Source organism: Peribacillus sp. TH14, from assembly GCF_016651145.1.
Taxonomy (GTDB): Bacteria; Bacillota; Bacilli; order Bacillales; family DSM-1321; genus Peribacillus; species Peribacillus butanolivorans.
In genome coordinates, this window is the sequence record NZ_JAEKEK010000001.1 from 4,157,252 (window position 1) to 4,173,884 (window position 16,633).

At 37.6% G+C, this 16,633-nt stretch carries 18 protein-coding genes and 1 other annotated feature; of the genes, 15 read left to right on the forward strand and 3 right to left on the reverse strand.

Annotated features, from left to right (window positions below):
- Positions 1 to 4: 4 nt before the first annotated feature.
- The 3 genes from JFU50_RS20280 (at position 5) to JFU50_RS20290 (ending at position 2,197) form a co-directional block, all read left to right on the forward strand.
- A complete protein-coding gene (locus tag JFU50_RS20280) occupies positions 5 to 832 on the forward strand; it encodes a sulfurtransferase (protein ID WP_201223815.1) in 828 nt (275 codons plus the stop codon).
- 86 nt (positions 833 to 918) lie between these two features.
- The gene (locus tag JFU50_RS20285) at positions 919 to 1,794 is read left to right on the forward strand and encodes a 5'-3' exonuclease (protein ID WP_053346718.1); all 876 of its coding nucleotides are present in this window, start codon (positions 919 to 921) and stop codon (positions 1,792 to 1,794) included.
- A gap of 121 nt (positions 1,795 to 1,915) precedes the next feature.
- Positions 1,916 to 2,197 (forward strand): DUF6123 family protein, encoded by a 282-nt coding sequence (locus JFU50_RS20290; protein ID WP_201223817.1) that lies wholly within the window; start codon positions 1,916 to 1,918, stop codon positions 2,195 to 2,197.
- A gap of 46 nt (positions 2,198 to 2,243) precedes the next feature.
- Here the strand turns inward: JFU50_RS20290 and JFU50_RS20295 are convergent, their stop codons facing one another.
- Positions 2,244 to 3,155 (reverse strand): DMT family transporter, encoded by a 912-nt coding sequence (locus JFU50_RS20295; protein ID WP_201223819.1) that lies wholly within the window; start codon positions 3,153 to 3,155, stop codon positions 2,244 to 2,246.
- Positions 3,139 to 3,552, reverse strand: a complete 414-nt coding sequence (locus JFU50_RS20300) for a reverse transcriptase-like protein (RefSeq protein ID WP_053346715.1) — start codon at positions 3,550 to 3,552, stop codon at positions 3,139 to 3,141. The genes JFU50_RS20295 and JFU50_RS20300 overlap by 17 nt, the downstream gene beginning before the upstream one ends.
- A 261-nt stretch (positions 3,553 to 3,813) precedes the next feature.
- On the opposite strand from JFU50_RS20300, the gene JFU50_RS20305 reads away from it, so the two are divergent.
- The 3 genes from JFU50_RS20305 (at position 3,814) to JFU50_RS20315 (ending at position 5,741) form a co-directional block, all read left to right on the forward strand.
- Entirely contained in the window at positions 3,814 to 4,485 is a 672-nt protein-coding gene (locus tag JFU50_RS20305) for a reverse transcriptase-like protein (RefSeq protein ID WP_309446286.1), read from the forward strand.
- 5 nt (positions 4,486 to 4,490) lie between these two features.
- Positions 4,491 to 4,676: a zinc-finger domain-containing protein gene (locus JFU50_RS20310; protein WP_201185582.1), complete on the forward strand. Its 186-nt coding sequence runs from the start codon at positions 4,491 to 4,493 to the stop codon at positions 4,674 to 4,676.
- A gap of 84 nt (positions 4,677 to 4,760) precedes the next feature.
- Positions 4,761 to 5,741: an HD-GYP domain-containing protein gene (locus tag JFU50_RS20315; protein ID WP_201223820.1), complete on the forward strand. Its 981-nt coding sequence runs from the start codon at positions 4,761 to 4,763 to the stop codon at positions 5,739 to 5,741.
- 16 nt (positions 5,742 to 5,757) lie between these two features.
- Here the strand turns inward: JFU50_RS20315 and JFU50_RS20320 are convergent, their stop codons facing one another.
- The gene (locus JFU50_RS20320; protein ID WP_053346712.1) at positions 5,758 to 6,219 is read right to left on the reverse strand and encodes an RrF2 family transcriptional regulator; all 462 of its coding nucleotides are present in this window, start codon (positions 6,217 to 6,219) and stop codon (positions 5,758 to 5,760) included.
- Positions 6,220 to 6,389: 170 nt separating this feature from the next.
- Between JFU50_RS20320 and hmpA the strand changes: the two genes are divergently transcribed.
- The 9 genes from hmpA to JFU50_RS20365 all read left to right on the forward strand — a co-directional run bounded on the left by hmpA (position 6,390) and on the right by JFU50_RS20365 (position 16,573).
- Complete coding sequence (hmpA, locus tag JFU50_RS20325; RefSeq protein WP_201223821.1) at positions 6,390 to 7,598, forward strand: NO-inducible flavohemoprotein; 1,209 nt, start codon at positions 6,390 to 6,392, stop codon at positions 7,596 to 7,598.
- A 64-nt stretch (positions 7,599 to 7,662) separates the two neighbouring features.
- Positions 7,663 to 7,878: a binding site (T-box leader), on the forward strand.
- 57 nt (positions 7,879 to 7,935) lie between these two features.
- Positions 7,936 to 9,024: a glutamate 5-kinase gene (gene proB / locus JFU50_RS20330; protein WP_201185579.1), complete on the forward strand. Its 1,089-nt coding sequence runs from the start codon at positions 7,936 to 7,938 to the stop codon at positions 9,022 to 9,024.
- Between the two features lie 40 nt (positions 9,025 to 9,064).
- Positions 9,065 to 10,312, forward strand: a complete 1,248-nt coding sequence (locus JFU50_RS20335; protein ID WP_201185578.1) for a glutamate-5-semialdehyde dehydrogenase — start codon at positions 9,065 to 9,067, stop codon at positions 10,310 to 10,312.
- Between the two features lie 78 nt (positions 10,313 to 10,390).
- On the forward strand, positions 10,391 to 10,837 hold the full coding sequence (locus JFU50_RS20340; RefSeq protein ID WP_201223822.1) for a general stress protein: 447 nt from the start codon (positions 10,391 to 10,393) through the stop codon (positions 10,835 to 10,837).
- Positions 10,838 to 11,704: 867 nt separating this feature from the next.
- Positions 11,705 to 12,574, forward strand: coding sequence for a PrpR N-terminal domain-containing protein (locus JFU50_RS20345; RefSeq protein ID WP_201185574.1), 870 nt, complete (start codon positions 11,705 to 11,707; stop codon positions 12,572 to 12,574).
- Positions 12,575 to 12,594: 20 nt separating this feature from the next.
- Entirely contained in the window at positions 12,595 to 13,635 is a 1,041-nt protein-coding gene (locus JFU50_RS20350) for a sigma-54 interaction domain-containing protein (protein WP_201185572.1), read from the forward strand.
- Positions 13,636 to 13,820: 185 nt separating this feature from the next.
- Positions 13,821 to 14,795 (forward strand): hydroxyacid dehydrogenase, encoded by a 975-nt coding sequence (locus JFU50_RS20355; RefSeq protein ID WP_201223823.1) that lies wholly within the window; start codon positions 13,821 to 13,823, stop codon positions 14,793 to 14,795.
- A gap of 87 nt (positions 14,796 to 14,882) precedes the next feature.
- Positions 14,883 to 15,077 carry a DUF3311 domain-containing protein gene (locus JFU50_RS20360; RefSeq protein WP_201185568.1) on the forward strand — a complete coding sequence of 65 codons (195 nt, stop codon included), beginning with the start codon at positions 14,883 to 14,885 and terminating at the stop codon, positions 15,075 to 15,077.
- The gene (locus JFU50_RS20365; protein WP_201223824.1) at positions 15,077 to 16,573 is read left to right on the forward strand and encodes a sodium:solute symporter family protein; all 1,497 of its coding nucleotides are present in this window, start codon (positions 15,077 to 15,079) and stop codon (positions 16,571 to 16,573) included. Before JFU50_RS20360 ends, JFU50_RS20365 begins: the two co-directional genes overlap by 1 nt.
- The last annotated feature ends 60 nt before the right edge of the window (positions 16,574 to 16,633 follow it).

Here is a 16,633-nt window from a genome sequence, read left to right on the forward strand (position 1 = left end):
GTAGATGGGTTATATAATGGAAAAAGAAGAGCTGTTGTCGCTGTTGAATTCTAGAGATATTAGAATCTGTGACTGTCGTTTTCAGTTAGGAGCCCCTGATGTGGGTTATATTGAATACGAGAAAGAACATATTACGGGTGCTGTCTATTTTGATCTTGAAAAAGATTTATCCGGCCAGGTTGAAAAACACGGCGGGAGACATCCGCTTCCTGACCTTAATACATTAAAAGAGAGGCTTGAATCAAAGGGTATTACCAATGAAACGGTACTTATTGCTTATGACGGAGGGGAAGGTTCCTTTGCTTCTAGGTTTGTCTGGCTGCTGAGCTATCTTGGTCATCAGAAAGTGTTTGTACTTAACGGCGGCTTTAGGGCATGGAAGGATGCGGGCTATCCGCTCGAAACGAATCAGTCGAAATATGCTTCAGCCGATTATAATATAGATTTAAATGAATCTGTTTTGGCTTCTTATCAAAAAGTGAAGGAATATACAGTAAAAAGACCCACTGATGTTGTTTTAATTGATTCAAGGGAGTCTAAACGGTACCAAGGGATTGAAGAGCCGATTGATAAAAAAGCGGGACATATACCTGGGGCAGTCAACAAGGTATGGACAAAGGTTCTTGAAAATGGATTTTATAAAAAATCGGAAGAACTTCAATTAAGTTTCACAGACATTAGCCGAGATAAGGAGATTATCGTTTACTGTGGATCAGGTGTGACGGCTTCTCCCAATTATATAGCCTTAAAAGAAGCTGGTTTTAAAGATGTGAAGGTATATGTCGGTAGTTTTAGTGACTGGATTTCCTATTCTGATAATCCTATTGAATGATTAGGTTTTCCAATTAACGATCCTCAAAAAGGTGGACAGCTATGTTAAAATAGATATACATCATGATAGAGGTGATAAATGTGTTAATGAAAGAAAACGAACAGCATCCTTCCTTTATGCTTGTCGACGGGATGGCGCTTTTATTTAGAGCTTTTTATGCAACAGCCGTTACAGGTCAATTTATGATTAACTCAAAAGGTATTCCAACAAATGCCGTACAGGGTTTCTTAAAGCATATGCTGACAGCGGTGAATCATTTTTCTCCTAGTCATGTAGCAGTATGTTGGGATATGGGAAGCAAAACTTTCCGCAATGAACTATTTGATGGATACAAGGCTAATCGTTCAGAAGCACCAGTTGAAATGATTCCTCAATTCGATTTAGCGAAAAAAGCTGTTGAAGCCTTTGATATCCCGAACATTGGGCTTTCCGGATACGAAGCTGATGATTGTATTGGGACAATAGCAAAAGCATCTGCTGAACATAGTCGAGTAGGCATATTGACAGGAGATCAAGATATGCTTCAGTTAATTGAAGAAAACATTTCTGTACTTTTATTGAGAAAAGGGTATGGTAATTATGAAGTGCATAATCCCGATAGCTTTTTTGAATGGAAAGGGATTACACCAAGACAAATGATTGATTTAAAAGCTTTAATGGGAGATACAGCTGATAACTACCCCGGCGTCAAAGGAATTGGGGAAAAGACAGCTTTGAAATTGTTGATTCAGTATCAAAATATAGAGGGTATTCTTGAAAATGTTGCTTCATTAACCAAGGGGCAGCGATCTAAGATTGAATCGGCTGTCGATATGCTTCACCTATCGAGAAAACTTGCCGAAATCAAGTGTGACGTACCTGTTTCATGCTCCTTAGATGAAGCGGTGTATCAGTATGACCGTGAAAAAGTGAAAAATCTGGCTAGAGACCATGAATTTAGGACTTTACTGCGAATGCTGTAAAATAAATGAAGCGGGGTTCCCTTGGGAGCTCCGTTTATTTTTATAGGAAGTATTTTGTCGAAAAATGGATAGGCAAAATCTTATATTTACGGTAAGATGAAATTAAGGCAAGTATTATGGAGTGGATGCAGAAGTGGGGCAATCAACTGAAGAGTATGTGAGTTTTTTAGAAGGAAAGGGATTCACTTTTGGGAATGACGCTATTGGTTTTATTTTTTTTGGCAAACGCTATACAAACGCAAGTGATATTTTAGTCAATGTAGCAATCGAATTGACATTGAAAGTTCAAAAGAATTTTGATGGTAGCTTTTATATTTCCTTTTTAGAAAACTTAAAACAAAATGGCATTGAAACTCGCAGTGCTGCGTTATCATTTGCAAAAAAGCAGGGACTGCTAAAATAAATCGGACTTCGTAAATTAGAAGTCCGATTTATTTTTATTTAATCTTTTAAGAAAAATCTTGAGTTGCTATCGATTTCTTTTTCTTCGATGGCAACTCAGCGAGAATCATGCCAAGGAAAATGAATACGCGACCGATGATTGAAGCAGAAGTCAATTTTTCCCCAATCAATATGAATGAGGAAAACGCCGCAAAAACCGGTTCCATTGAAAAGATTAATGCGACCCTTGTAGGTGTCGTATAAGCCTGGAAGAAGGTTTGTGCGAAAAAGGCAAATGCCGTTGCAAGAGCGACCGTAACCAATAAGGCGGTCCAGACCTCTGGCTGTAACATGACTTCCGACTTAAAGATTACAGAATAATCTTCATTAAATAATATGGCTGAACCTAAGGATAAAAAAGAAACCGTGAAAATTTGAATCAGAGTTAACGGTAAGGCAGGAAGGGTTTTAGCATACCTGGCAGTCGTAATAATCTGCATGGCAAAACTGATCGCACATAAAAATACTAGAAAATCACCAACATTCAAGTTAGAGCGGTCGGCGAAAGTCATTAAATAAAGCCCAATCGTTGCGGCAACGACACCCAATACTGTATTACGTGATAGCCTCAGTTTTAATAGCAACAAAGAAAAAACTGGTACCATGACAACACTTAAGCCTGTTATGAAGCCAGTTTTGGCAGGGGTAGTATAATTCAAGCCTATTGTTTGAAAGCCATAACCCAAGAAAAGCCATACCCCGATATGAAGTCCTGCAATTAACAATTTCTTGTTCCAGGTTTTTCCCCTTTTATGTAAGGTTAATAAGTAAGGTATAAACAAGAAAACAAAGGCCATAAAAAACCGGATAGCATTAAATGTGAAAGGTTCAAGAAAAGAAAGGGCATTCTGCACCATAACAAATGTGACACCCCAAATGAATACAACAAACAATAATGAAACATCAGCTGTCTTTTTCATTATTTTCCTCAACTTTGTTTAAACGAATGGCCCGTCGTGCTAGCTCATCAGCTCTCTTATTTTCGAGATTTGGAATCCATTTCACAAAAAATAACTCAAGCTGGTCTGATAACTTAAGTGCTTGATCAAGCAAGGTGGCGTATTTTTTTTTAGCAAACCTTTTTTCAATGGCCTGGTTGATGGCCTGGGAATCGGTCCGAAAAGAAACGACTTGATAATGACTGGATATACATATCTCCAATGCCTTGATTAAAGCATGGTATTCCGCCTCATGATTTTCCATATTTCCAAGTGGGATGGAATGACGCTCGACTACACCGTTATTATTAATGAAAATTCCTGCGCCGCTCGGCCCCGGATTGCCCGCACTGGCTCCATCAATATACACTTCAATCATGATGTTCCTCCTCGAGTTTACACTGTTCATATGCTATGATTAGTAGTTGTTTCATATAATAATTAAAGACTGATAGATGTGAATCATGAAATTAAAAAGATTCTAATTCAACAAGAGAATTTCAGGCTGTTATGGGAACTATAAAGAAATAATTAAAAGAATATTTGATTGTTTAAATTTTATTATAAATGGTATTCCGAAAAATAGGTATGAAAATTGACAAACTTTATCATGGAATAGATGACAAGGAGCTGGAAATCATTGAAGGTAATTATGCAATGGACATATCATGCTTCAAAAAAACCAACTGCCGATTTTGTTTCCGATTGGTTGGATGCTGGTACTGCCTTAGTCATTACAGAAGATCTTGAAAAGGCGGGACGTTTGAAGGAAGTGGAATTCAAGGATGAATTCGATACAATTTGGACAAAAAAAGAGTTAAAGAAACTCTTAACAGAGGTAGAGGAGGAACCTCAGGATGTGACGGTTTTTTTTGATGGTGGTTTTCAAAAAGAGCAAAGAGTAGCCGGAATTGGTGCAGCTATATATTATCGACAAGGGAAAAAACACTGGCGTATACGGACTAACCTAAGGCTTGAGCAATTTGAATCCAATAATGAAGCAGAGTATGCTGCCTTTTATGAAGCAGTGAGGCAGATGGAGGAACTTGGAGTCCACCACCAAAGCTGTTTATTTAAAGGTGATTCTCTTGTTGTATTAAACCAACTTTCTGGAGAATGGCCCTGTATGGAGGAAAACTTAAATAAATGGCTGGACCGTATAGAAGCGAAGTTAGAAAAATTAAAGATTATCCCGGTCTATAAGCCAATTTCACGGAAAGAGAACCAGGAAGCCGATCGTCTGGCAACACTTGCTCTTCAGGGAGAAGTCATATTTAGCAAATCGGAAATTGCTGAGTTAAAGGAGTCGTAACAAAAATGAACAGGAAAAAAATATATGAAGAAGTAGAAGATGTAATTTCCTCATTTTGCCATGAATGTTTTTTACAAAAACATTTTCGAAAAGAATATGGTCGTTCATATGCTCACCAATTCTGCATTTCTCAGTGTACAGTTGGTGAGAAATTAAAACAGCTCGGCAATGAACTTAACGACCGTTCTTAGGCAAAGAAAATAGCATTCATTTTCACACAAAACCAATGAATAATATGGTATTATAGGTAAAAAATAGAGAAAAGTGTGAGAGAAATGAAATATAGAAAAGGGAAGCTAAATAATGAGATTTCCCCTCTTACAATTCCTGAAATTGATTTCATAATGGAAGAAATGAATAAAGGGAAAGAAAGCGAATCAGTTAAACAACATGTACAACCCAACGTAAGAATTCATGAAAAAATTAACGGCGCTTCTGAGCAAATTAAAAATTTATTTGAAGACATCCGTAAAGAAGAAAATATTCAGCTTGAAACTGTTGAAGGAATTAAAGCTGAAATTGTTCCTATCATCGAGGAGGCTGCAAAGAACCCTGATATTTATTACCTGTTCGAAGAGATGCAGGCAAAAAATGAATATACGTATAAGCATAATATTGGTGTAGGAATCATTGCCACTTATTTGGGAACAAAGCTTGGTTTATCGAAGGAAAGTCTTTCAGATCTGACATTGGCAGCTATTCTGCATGACGTAGGTAAAACGAGGATTCCTGAGAGATTATTAGAAAAACCGGGGAAACTGACTGCGGCAGAGTATGATGAAATAAAACGCCATACAATTTATGGATACGAGCTCCTTAAAAGTATCCCGGGCATTCCACCCTCGATTACTTTAACGGCTCTTCAGCACCATGAAAGGGAAGATGGGCAAGGCTATCCCCATAAATTGAAAGGAAGTAATATTTACTATCTTTCGAAGATCGTGGCAATAGCTGATGTATTTCATGCTAAGTCATCAGATCGTGTTTATCATCAGGCTATGCCATTTTATAAGGTGATTGAGCAAATGAACCGCGATGTTTTTGGGAAATTCAATCCGAAAATGTTGCTAGTATTCATTAACCAATTGATGGGTACCTTAGTTGGGAAAGAAGTCATGCTTACTAATCAACAAATCGGAACAATTATCATGATAAATCCTTACGAGCCTCTTAAAGTTTTAATGAAAACTAATTCAGGTATCTTAGATTTAAGGTTAGAAAAAGAATTGCAGATTGAACGGATTATAGGTAAATGAGGAAAGAGCCCGATTATTATAAATCGGGCTCTTTCTCACTATGCTTTACTGAATCGAAATAGGCTTTGAGCATTGCTTTATTTTCGCTGAAGTCAGCAATAGTATATTGGTCAAGGACCTTTAGAAAAGCATCTAAGGCATTATTAAGTACGAATTTTAATGAACAAACGGGAGAAATCACACAGTTATCGTGATCTTTAAAACATTCCACTAAATAAAAATCCTCTTCAGTTTTCCGAACTAATTCCCCTACATTTATTTCAGCAGGAGGTTTTGCGAGCCGGAAACCGCCATTTCGTCCGCGTATTGTCTCAATATAACCTAATTTACCGAGATTATAAACAATCTTCATGAGATGATTTTTTGATAGTTGATAAACCTCAGAAATCTCTTTAATATTTGACAATTTGCTTTGATCTTGGGAAGCCAGGTAAATCAACACTCTTAGTGAGTAATCGGAATAACTCGTTAACCTCATGTTTATCGCCTCACATTCTATCCCTATTTGACTATATCATAAATGTGAACATTTTTTAAACATTAATACTAATAGTATAAAAAGATGTATTTTATATATTGCTTTTCAAGTCATTAAGTTCTAAGATAAACATGTATTTAAAATACTTGTTTAAGAAGAGGGGTTTACACATGCTATCCCAAAAAACTATCGACATCATCAAATCCACTGTACCTGTTTTAGAAGTACATGGTACAACTATTACAACTGTATTTTATGAAAATCTTTTCGAAGCGCATCCTGAACTATTGAATGTTTTCAATCACGCCAATCAGAAAAAAGGACGCCAACAAAATGCACTTGCTAACACAGTATTAGCCGCAGCTAAATATATAGATCAACTTGAAACGATTTTACCAGCTGTGAAACAAATAGCACAAAAACATAGAAGTCTGGCTGTTAAACCGGAACATTACCCTATTGTAGGAGAATTCTTATTAGGAGCAATTAAAGAAGTATTAAAAGATGCGGCTACCGAGGAAATCATCCATGCGTGGGGAGAAGCATATGGAGTCATTGCCGGTGTATTTATTAGCATAGAAAAGGAAATGTACGATCAAGCTTCCAATCAGGACGGAGGATGGTCTGATTTCAAACCATTCACTGTAGTGGAAAAAGTACAGGAAAGCGATGTAATTACTTCCTTTTATTTAAAGCCAGCAAATGGTGATGCGGTTCCATCTTTTTTACCTGGACAATATGTGACCATACGTATGGAGATACAGGGTGAACGTTACTTATTCAACCGTCAGTATAGTTTATCAGCTTCACCTGGAAAAGATTACTTCCGGATTTCTGTCAAAAAAGAAAAGCCGGGAATCTCTCCAGATGGTAGAGTCTCAAACTATCTGCATGAAGTTATTCAGGTGGGAGACATGATAGACGTAACCGCTCCTGCTGGAGATTTCACTATCAACATGGAAAAACAAACACCTCTAGTATTTCTTAGCGGCGGCGTTGGAATAACTCCTTTCATGAGCATGGTACATGCGGTTGCTGATCAAAAGCCCGAACGTGATGTACAATTCATTCATGCATCTGAAAATGGTGCATTGCAGCCGTTTAGAAGTGAGTTGACAGAACTTTCTCGAAAATTGACTAATTATCAATTATCCTTTGTTTATAAAAATCCGAGCGAAGAAGATAAGAACTTACCGAGTTTTGAGAAGCAAGGTTATATGGATGCGGAACTATTAAGCAGACATGTAAAACCTGAAGCAGATTATTATGTATGTGGTCCGGTCCCGTTTATGAAAGCTATTATTACTTGTCTGAAAGAGCTTGGGATAGATCCAGAAAAAATCCACTATGAATTCTTCGGCCCAGCGATAGCGCTTTAAGATTTAATAAAGGTTTTTGAATGGTGTTGACATCAAGAAGATAATTTTGCATACTATATTAAAACCATGAACGTTGAAGGAAGATTAGTATGCGAAAATTTACTGTGACAGAGAGCGGTGTTAATTGCTGGAAGACCCGCGACAGGAAAGCGCAGAACCTGCTTCTTGAGTCCTATGCGAAACATAGGCGCAAATCCTGGCGTTATCAGGCAAAGTGGGATGCATAAATTTGCATTCAATGAAGGTGGTACCACGGAGAGAAGCCCTTTTCGTCCTTGTTTCGAGGACGAAAAGGGCTTTTTTTCATGTCTAAGATATTAATTGGAGGAAAAAATCGATGGAAAAGAAGCGCATCGTTGTAAAGATAGGAAGTAGTTCTTTAACCAACACACAAGGTGAAATCGACCAAAAGAAATTTTCCGATCATATCCAGGCAGTGGCAGCATTAAGGAAGGCTGGACATGAAGTTGTTCTTGTTTCATCAGGGGCTGTAGCAACCGGTTTTCGCAAGCTCGGATACCCTTCAAGACCTGTTACTCTAAAAGGAAAACAGGCAGCTGCAGCCGTCGGGCAAAGCCTGTTGATCCAGTCTTATATGGAACAATTGGGGCACTTTGGAATTGTTCCAGCACAAATTTTACTTACAAGAAAAGATTTCTCAAAAAAAGATCGGTATAAAAATGCCTATGCCACATTAATGGAATTGCTTGAGCGGGGCATTCTCCCGATAATAAATGAAAACGACACCGTATCGGTAGAAGAGTTGACTTTCGGTGATAATGATATGCTATCTGCTCTTGTAAGCGGGCTTGTCCATGCCAACAACCTGATTATTTTAACTGATATTAATGGGCTCTATGATTCCAATCCCCAAACAAATCCAGAGGCTAACAGATTTGATAAGCTTTCCGAAGTTACCGAAGAGTTATTACAAATGGCTGAAGGAGCGGGTTCAAGTGTTGGTACGGGGGGAATGAAATCCAAGCTGATTGCAGCGCAAACAGCACTGTCTCTTGGAGTCAAAGTATTTATCGGTTCAGGAGAGGGTAGTGAAAAACTTCTTACAATACTTTCAGGAAATGGTGATGGCACGTATATTGGCAATGATGTCTTAACAACTGTTACAAAAAACAAACAGTGGATTTCCCTTCATTCAAAAGTATCCGGGAAAATCTATGTCGATGCAGGTGCAGAAAAGGCACTAGTTTCAAATGGCAGCAGTCTATTACCGGCTGGGATTTATGATATTAAAGGAGTTTTCAATAAGGGAGATGTCGTCGAGGTCTTCGGGGCAAATGGATTATTAGGACGTGGAGAGGTTCTATATTCCGAAGCGGAGTTAAAACAGGCGATGGGCAAACGAACAACGGAGCTTGTACTAACTTCCATTGAAGTAATCCATCGTGATAAATGGGTGAAGGCATAGTTGTATATCAATTTTATCGAAGGTAAAGGGGGCTTATAAAATGAGTGAAGTGATTGCGAAAGGAAAGGCAGCGAAAATAGCAAGTTATCAGCTAATCGGACTGTCTACCGAACAGAAAAATGAGGCGCTTGAGAAAATCGCCATGCAACTAGTTATTGATAGAGAAAGTTTGTTAATAGAAAACCAAAAGGATCTCGAACAAGGCCGGCTAAAAGGTTTTAGTGAGTCTACGTTAGACCGAATTATGTTAAACCCTAAACGTATTGATGACATTGCCGCGGCGATACGGCTATTGATTGAATTAAAAGATCCAATAGGTGAAAAATTGGAAATGATAGAAAAAGAAAACGGTTTATTAATTAAAAAATTACGTGTCCCAATCGGTGTTATTGGAATGATCTATGAAGCAAGACCGAATGTGACTATTGATGCAGCTACATTATCTTTAAAAACAGGGAATGCGGTCATATTACGGGGAAGCTCTTCAGCAAAGTATTCCAATATGGCGCTAGTCTCTTCTATTCACGAAGCATTGAAGAATACGAAAATTCCTGTAGATGCTGTTCAATTAATTGAAGATACAAGTCGTGAGACAGCTAAGGAACTTTTTCACCTTAAAGATTATTTAGATGTTTTGATTCCGCGCGGTGGAAAGAATTTAATTGAAACAGTAATTAGGGAGTCTACCGTCCCCGTCCTTGAAACGGGGGCAGGTAATTGTCATATCTTCATCGATGAGACGGCAGATTTAACCATGGTAGAGAATATTGTCTTAAACGGTAAAACACAGCGTCCTTCCGTTTGTAACGCAATTGAAAGCCTGCTTATTCATGAAAAATGGTTCGAAGAAAATGGGAAGAGTCTTTTGGCAGTCCTGAACGAAAAGGGCATTGAAATATACGGTGATGAAGCGGTTTGTAACGCTTTTCCTGAAGCCAAAACTGCTACGGAAGAAGATTGGTCAACAGAGTATTTAGCATTGAAAATCAGCGTGAAAACCGTCAGTTGTGTTTCAGATGCTATTGAACATATTAATCGATATGGTACAAATCATTCCGAAGCAATCCTGACAAAAGATGAACAAAATGCGGCTGTCTTCTTGAATAAAGTAGATGCAGCAGCAGTTTATCATAATGCTTCCACACGTTTTACTGACGGATTTGAATTCGGTTATGGCGCTGAAATAGGCATTTCTACACAAAAGCTTCATGCGCGTGGACCAATGGGCTTGCCGGCATTAACTTCAAGCAAATATTTTATTTATGGCGAGGGACAAATCCGGGAGTAATTCCATTTTTTAATAGATGGTTATCAAAACTCACTTAAGGGTATTGTACAGTACATTACTTTTAAAGGAGAAGATACCATGGACAATAGATTTATAGCAATTTATGATAATGAAAATGAAGCAACCTTAGCAGTTGAAAATTTAAAGAAAAAAGGATATTCATCCGATCAAATATCATTAGTTGCTAAAAATATTGATAAATTACCAAATGAAGCCGAAGAAGTGAGTCCTACAAAGACTGATGGATTCGTAGCCGGTGCAGCAGCAGGTGGCGCTCTTGGTTTAACTGGTTTAGTTATTGGGATGAGTGCATTGGCTGTACCTGGAATCGGCCCGATATTAGCTGCAGGCCCTATTTTCACCACATTTGGAGGAGCGGCAGCTGGGGCAGCATCAGGTGCCGGAGGATTGAAGAAGCCATTATTGGATATTGGTCTAGATGAAGCAGAAATCGATCGGTATGTGGAGGATATCAAGGCTGGGAAAATTCTTGTCATAGCAGATCCTATTTTAAGTAAGTCGTAAGTAAAACCTCCTTGAATTGAACAGATCTACGATGATGGACAACTGAGCTCCCTGGTCTCAAATGCTCAATATGAAACAGGTAGTGTTTATAGAAAAACCCCGTTCAGAATTTCTTGAACGGGGTTTTTGTGTTTGTACATCAATTTTATTATCAGTAACTTTAAAATCAAAAGGAATTCCACATTTGTATGAAGAATATAAGGGATATTGTCCTATTAGTGTGAAAGGAATGAAAATTTCGAAAAATAAAATAGGTATTAAATGAAATGTCCTTACCAAGTAATTGGTTATATGAAGAGCAGGGGGATCACCCATTTTTAGTTCAGTTTTTGATTTCATTGAATCACTAAATAATGAATACTTTAAGAAATTAAGGTGAAAATTTTACTCATAATGATTTTACGCCTATAAGAAGTTAATGTTAAAAGCGTATTCTAGTGATGAAAAGCAGGAGAACATAAACATTCGAAAAAGAAAAAGGTTAGTGGCGTAATGTAAGTAAAGAGACTTTAAAAAGTTTTATGAGATACTTTGAATGTGATACCCATCCCCCTTTAAGAAGGTGAATAACGTATTGGATGATAATCAAAACCAATCTTAATACTAGGGTTTAGAATTAAAAGTGAAAAGGCTGTGTATTGAAAAAACCCACGATAACAGGGTTTTTTATTTTTCAAAGGTGATTTTTAAAAATAAAATATCTAATTTCTAAATAAATTCTTTTGCGGTTTTGAACGAAAATTTTTGCTTGGCATTCTTAGCTATCTCGATTATATCAAGTCCTGGTTTGACTAGAGCTTTAATAAGAGGTTGCTGAGTTATAATATTCAATAAACCAAAATGAATTTTACGCTGGAGGTGTGTGTGTTGATAAAAATTAAACTCGTTGTTCCTCGAAAAGGGTATATTACGGATGCGTTTGAAAGATTTGAGGAATTCAACCAGTTGGAAGAGTTGGAAAATAAAGATAATGGTTCAGTGAAGTTTGTGTTAGAGGAGGTAGTTGTGGATGCTGATCAGATTGTGAAGTTGAAGCTTGATGCTGATGTAGTCATCTCAAGGGGATTAATCACGAAACTTTTAAAAGAAAGCAATGAATTTATTCCTATCATTGATATACCTGTACAAGGTATTGATCTCATTCGTTGTCTGTATGATTGCAAGGCACGTTTTGGCAGTAAAAAAGTGGCCGTTATAGGAGCGCTAAATATGATTTATGGAGTGGAAAACCTTTCGGATATAGTTGATTTGCCAATTCAGTCCTATATATTAAATGATATCGAGTCCTCAGCCAGTTTAGTAGATTTAGCTGCCAGTGATGGCTGTGAGGTGGTGCTAAGTGGTTTAAGTACCTGTAAATATGCTGAAGAGATAGGATTGGGAGCCATTCTAGTTGACACTGGAAAGGAATCATTTCGGCAGGCGTTGATTGAGGCGAAAAGAGTAGCTCTAGTCAGTAGAAGGGAACAGGAGAAGACCAAGCGTTACCAAACGATTCTTAATTATGCCTATGAAGGAGTTATTGCTGTAGATTTAAAAGGACAAATATCTGTATTTAATACTGCCGCTCAGGAGATATTATCCATTTACAAGGGGAGCTTAATTGGAAATTCTATATACGATATAATAAAACAGGGAAAATTTCGTAATATGCTGTTAAGTGACGATGAATACGAAAAAGATATTGTTGCTTACCAATCTATTCAATTATCGGTAAAAAAGTTGGGATATTTTTAAAAGGTAAAAAAGTAGGAGATATGGTCGCCTTTCAAGATGTTACACGCATTCAGGAGATGGAAGGGAAGTTCTATAGGAAGATTCATTTACGCGGACATGTGGCTAAGTACACATTTGATGATATATTGTTTCAGAGTTCCGAAATTAAGAGGACGATTGAAACAGCTCAACGTTATAGTGAAGTAGATTCAAATATTCTTATAATTGGAGAAACCGGAACGGGCAAGGAAATATTCGCCCAAAGTATACATAATCATAGCAACCGGAAAAATAACCCGTTTGTAGCCATTAATTGCGCTGCGCTTCCCGAAAATTTATTGGAAAGTGAGCTATTTGGGTATGCAGAAGGAGCTTTCACAGGGGCAATGAAAGGCGGAAAGCAAGGATTTTTTGAACTGGCACATAGAGGTACGATCTTTTTAGATGAAATAGGAGAAATCTCTCCAAAAATGCAGAGCCGGCTGCTACGAGTCCTGCAAGAGCGAGAAATCATGCGCATCGGTGATGATAAAGTAATTCCGGTTGATGTGAGAATTTTGTCGGCAACGAACAAAGACCTCATGCAAATGGTTAAAAGTAATGACTTTCGGGAGGATCTGTATTATCGCTTGAGTGTACTGGACCTTGTATTGCCTCCACTTCGGGAACGAAGAGAAGATATTCCGTTATTGGTGAATGCTTTTATTCAGAAAGGTCTTTCGGATCAAAAACAAATTAAGATTACGGATGCTGCAAAGAAAAAGCTGAGTGAAGGAAATTGGGAAGGGAACATTCGTCAATTGCAAAATTTTTGTGAGCGATTAAGCGTTCTTTATAAAGACAAGTTAATTGATGTGTACGATATCGAAATGTACTTTCCGAATAAGAGTAAAAAGAAAATACTGTCGAATCAAGAGGAAGAAAGGGATATGTCACCAGGGATACATTTATCCGAGCGTGAAAGAATTGTTCAAACGTTAAAAAAGGTTAACTATAATAAAGGAAAAGCTGCCTCTGAGTTAGGGATGAGTCGCACGACTTTATGGAGAAAGTTGAAAAATTTGAATATTGAAACAAATTGAAACGAAATGAAACTATTTAATTCAATTTGAAACAATTTGTTAACTTTATTTATTTATTAATTAGAGAACTAATTGGCTTCTTTCTTGGATAAACTGATGTTTTTTATGTTGGCACGATTATTGTATATATACAATGGAGTAGGAAAGATACTTCTTTCCAGGTTAACATGAAAGGGTGTGGGCATATGAGTCATTTAGTGTATATTCCTCAAGATATTGAGAAAGAGGGGAAAAGTTATTTAGTAGAGAAAGGCTATAAGATTAAAGTAGGGTCTGATCTGGCGCAAGAAATTCTTATGGAAGAAATCAAGGATTGTGATGCAGTATTAACGAGATCAACGGCTGTAATAAATAAAGAAGTTATTCAAGCAGCTGAAAATCTCAAAGTAATTGCTAAGTATGGAGTGGGCTTGGACAATATTGATATCGAGGCCGCTACTGAGCGTGGCATTTATGTAACAAATACGCCAGAGGCAAATGCGAATGCTGTAGCTGAACATGTAATGGCATTAATTTTATCTTTGTCCAAAAACTTAAGCTTGGCGGATAAAGAGCTACGCAATGGGAATTTTGCTATCCGTAATCAACTTTTTGGCATGGACTTGGAAGGCAAGACTTTGGGGATTATTGGACTAGGGAGAATCGGTAGAATTCTGGCAAAAAAGGCTTCTAAAGGCTTCGATATGAAAGTAATTGGCTACGACCCATATGTTACAGCTAGCACGAACTTGGAGTTAGAGATAGCAACAGATTTAGAATGGGTATTCAGAAACTCTGATGTTATCAGTCTGCATCTGCCGTTAACGAACACAACAAAAGGTATAATAGGAAGCCGTGAGTTTTCCTGGATGAAACCTTCATCCTATTTTGTAAACGCTTCCAGGGGAGGTGTAGTGAAGGAAAGTGATTTAGTAAATGCTTTGCAAGCGGGCGAAATTGCCGGCGCTGGAATAGACGTATTTGAAGTTGAGCCTCCTGATAAATGGAATCCTCTTTTTAAATTGGATAATGTGATTGTCAGTCCTCATAATGCGGCATTGACGAAGGAAGGTTCGATACGCATGGCTGTACATGCAGCAATGCAAGTGGATCAAGTTCTGACTGGCGTGAATCCTAAGTGGGCTGTAAATGAGCCCTTAACTAAAGGGTTGTCAATGTAATAATACAAGTTTAATTATTTGTTTTTTATAGAATAGTAATATATGAAAAGATCGAGTTTGGCATTAGTTGATAAGGATGGTGAATAAATGAAGAAAAAAATAATCTTTGTGATAAGTGTGGTACCAGCACTTGGTTCACTTGTTGTTATCAATCGAATTGAACCTTATGTTTTAGGAATGCCATTTGTTCTTTTTTGGGCCATATTATGGGTTTGTCTTACATCATTGTTTTTGATAATTGCTAATAAACTTGATCCTTCAACCAAGGAGGAAGAAGAGTAATGAATGCAGCCCTTCTTGTTATCCTTTTCTTTCTAGTTCTGTGTATTTGGTTAGGGCTACAAGCACGAAAAGGTAAAAATATGAGTTTGGAACAATGGGCTATAGGTGGACGAGGTTTCGGCAGTTTTTTACTCTTCTTTTTGATTGCCGGTGAAATGTTTACGACATATACGTTTTTGGGGGCAAGCGGCGGCGCTTATAGATCTGGTATGCCTCCTGCCTTATACGCTTTCAATTGCTTCTATTTCGTAATCGCCTATTGGCTGTTGCCGCCAATTTGGAAATATGCCAAAAAAAACAATGTCATATCTCAATCTGATTTTTATGACAAAAAGTACAATAGTCCGGCTTTAGGTGTGCTTGTGGCGGTAATTAGCGTTATTTCAATTATTCCTTATCTGATCATGCAATTAAAAGGGTTAGGAATTATCGTATCGGAAGCCTCCTATGGGTCCATCTCTCCTAATGTGGCCATAGTTGTAAGTGTAATTGCGATCACAATTTATGTAACTGCTTCAGGGATGCATGGAGTAGCGTGGACGGCGGTTATTAAAGATATCATGATTTTGGCAGTTGTCGTCTTTATGGGGATTTATTTTCCACTTCATTTTTACGGTGGTTTGCAGCCGATGTTTGAAGCAATCGATACAGCAAAACAAGGATTATTGATATTCCCTGAACAAGGATTGAGTATCTCTTGGTTTATTTCAGCTACGATTATGACAGCACTGGCATTCTATATGTTTCCTCATATGTTAGCGGGAGTGTTTTCTGCAAAAAGTCCAAAATCACTTCGTTGGAATGCTGGAGTTATGCCAATTTATCAAGTAATCATCATTTTTTCGCTTTTTATTGGTTTTTCTGCGATTCTTCAAGTTCCGAATTTACAAGGAGCAGAAGCAGACTTAGCTTTATTTAAAATGGCGAAGATGTCATTTGATCCCTGGTTTGTTGGAGTTATTGGAGCATCAGGGGCGATGGCCGCCCTTATACCTAGTTCACTCGTGTTGACGGCTACGGCCACGATTCTTTCAAAAAATGTATATAAGGTGTGGAAACCGAATACATCAGATGACCAACTTCGGAGATTGAGTAGGATGTTAGTACCTGTCATTGCTTTAGTGACACTATACTTTACGTTCAATGGCGGGGAGTCGATTTTTACTTTGTATCTTATGGCATATAGCTTTATGGCACAGTTGTTCCCAGCACTATTTTTCAGTCTGTGGAAAAAAAATCCTGTTACCGTTCAAGGAGCTTTTTTCGGAATGATCGTTGGAATTCTAATTGTCATATACTCGACTACTTCAGGTACGACACTTGCCACATTATTTCCATCTCTACCACAAGCAATACAGGATCTTGATGTGGGGTTAGCTGTACTATTTATCAACATTGCAGTGACTTTAGGAGTAAGTGCTATTACAAGAAAAACTTCAATTGAGATGGAAGAAGATAATAAACAAGTTTCCGGTATAGGAAAACTTGTAAAATAATATTAAAAATGAGTTCAAGATTAATTTAAACATAAATTACTAGAACGAAAACACGTTCTT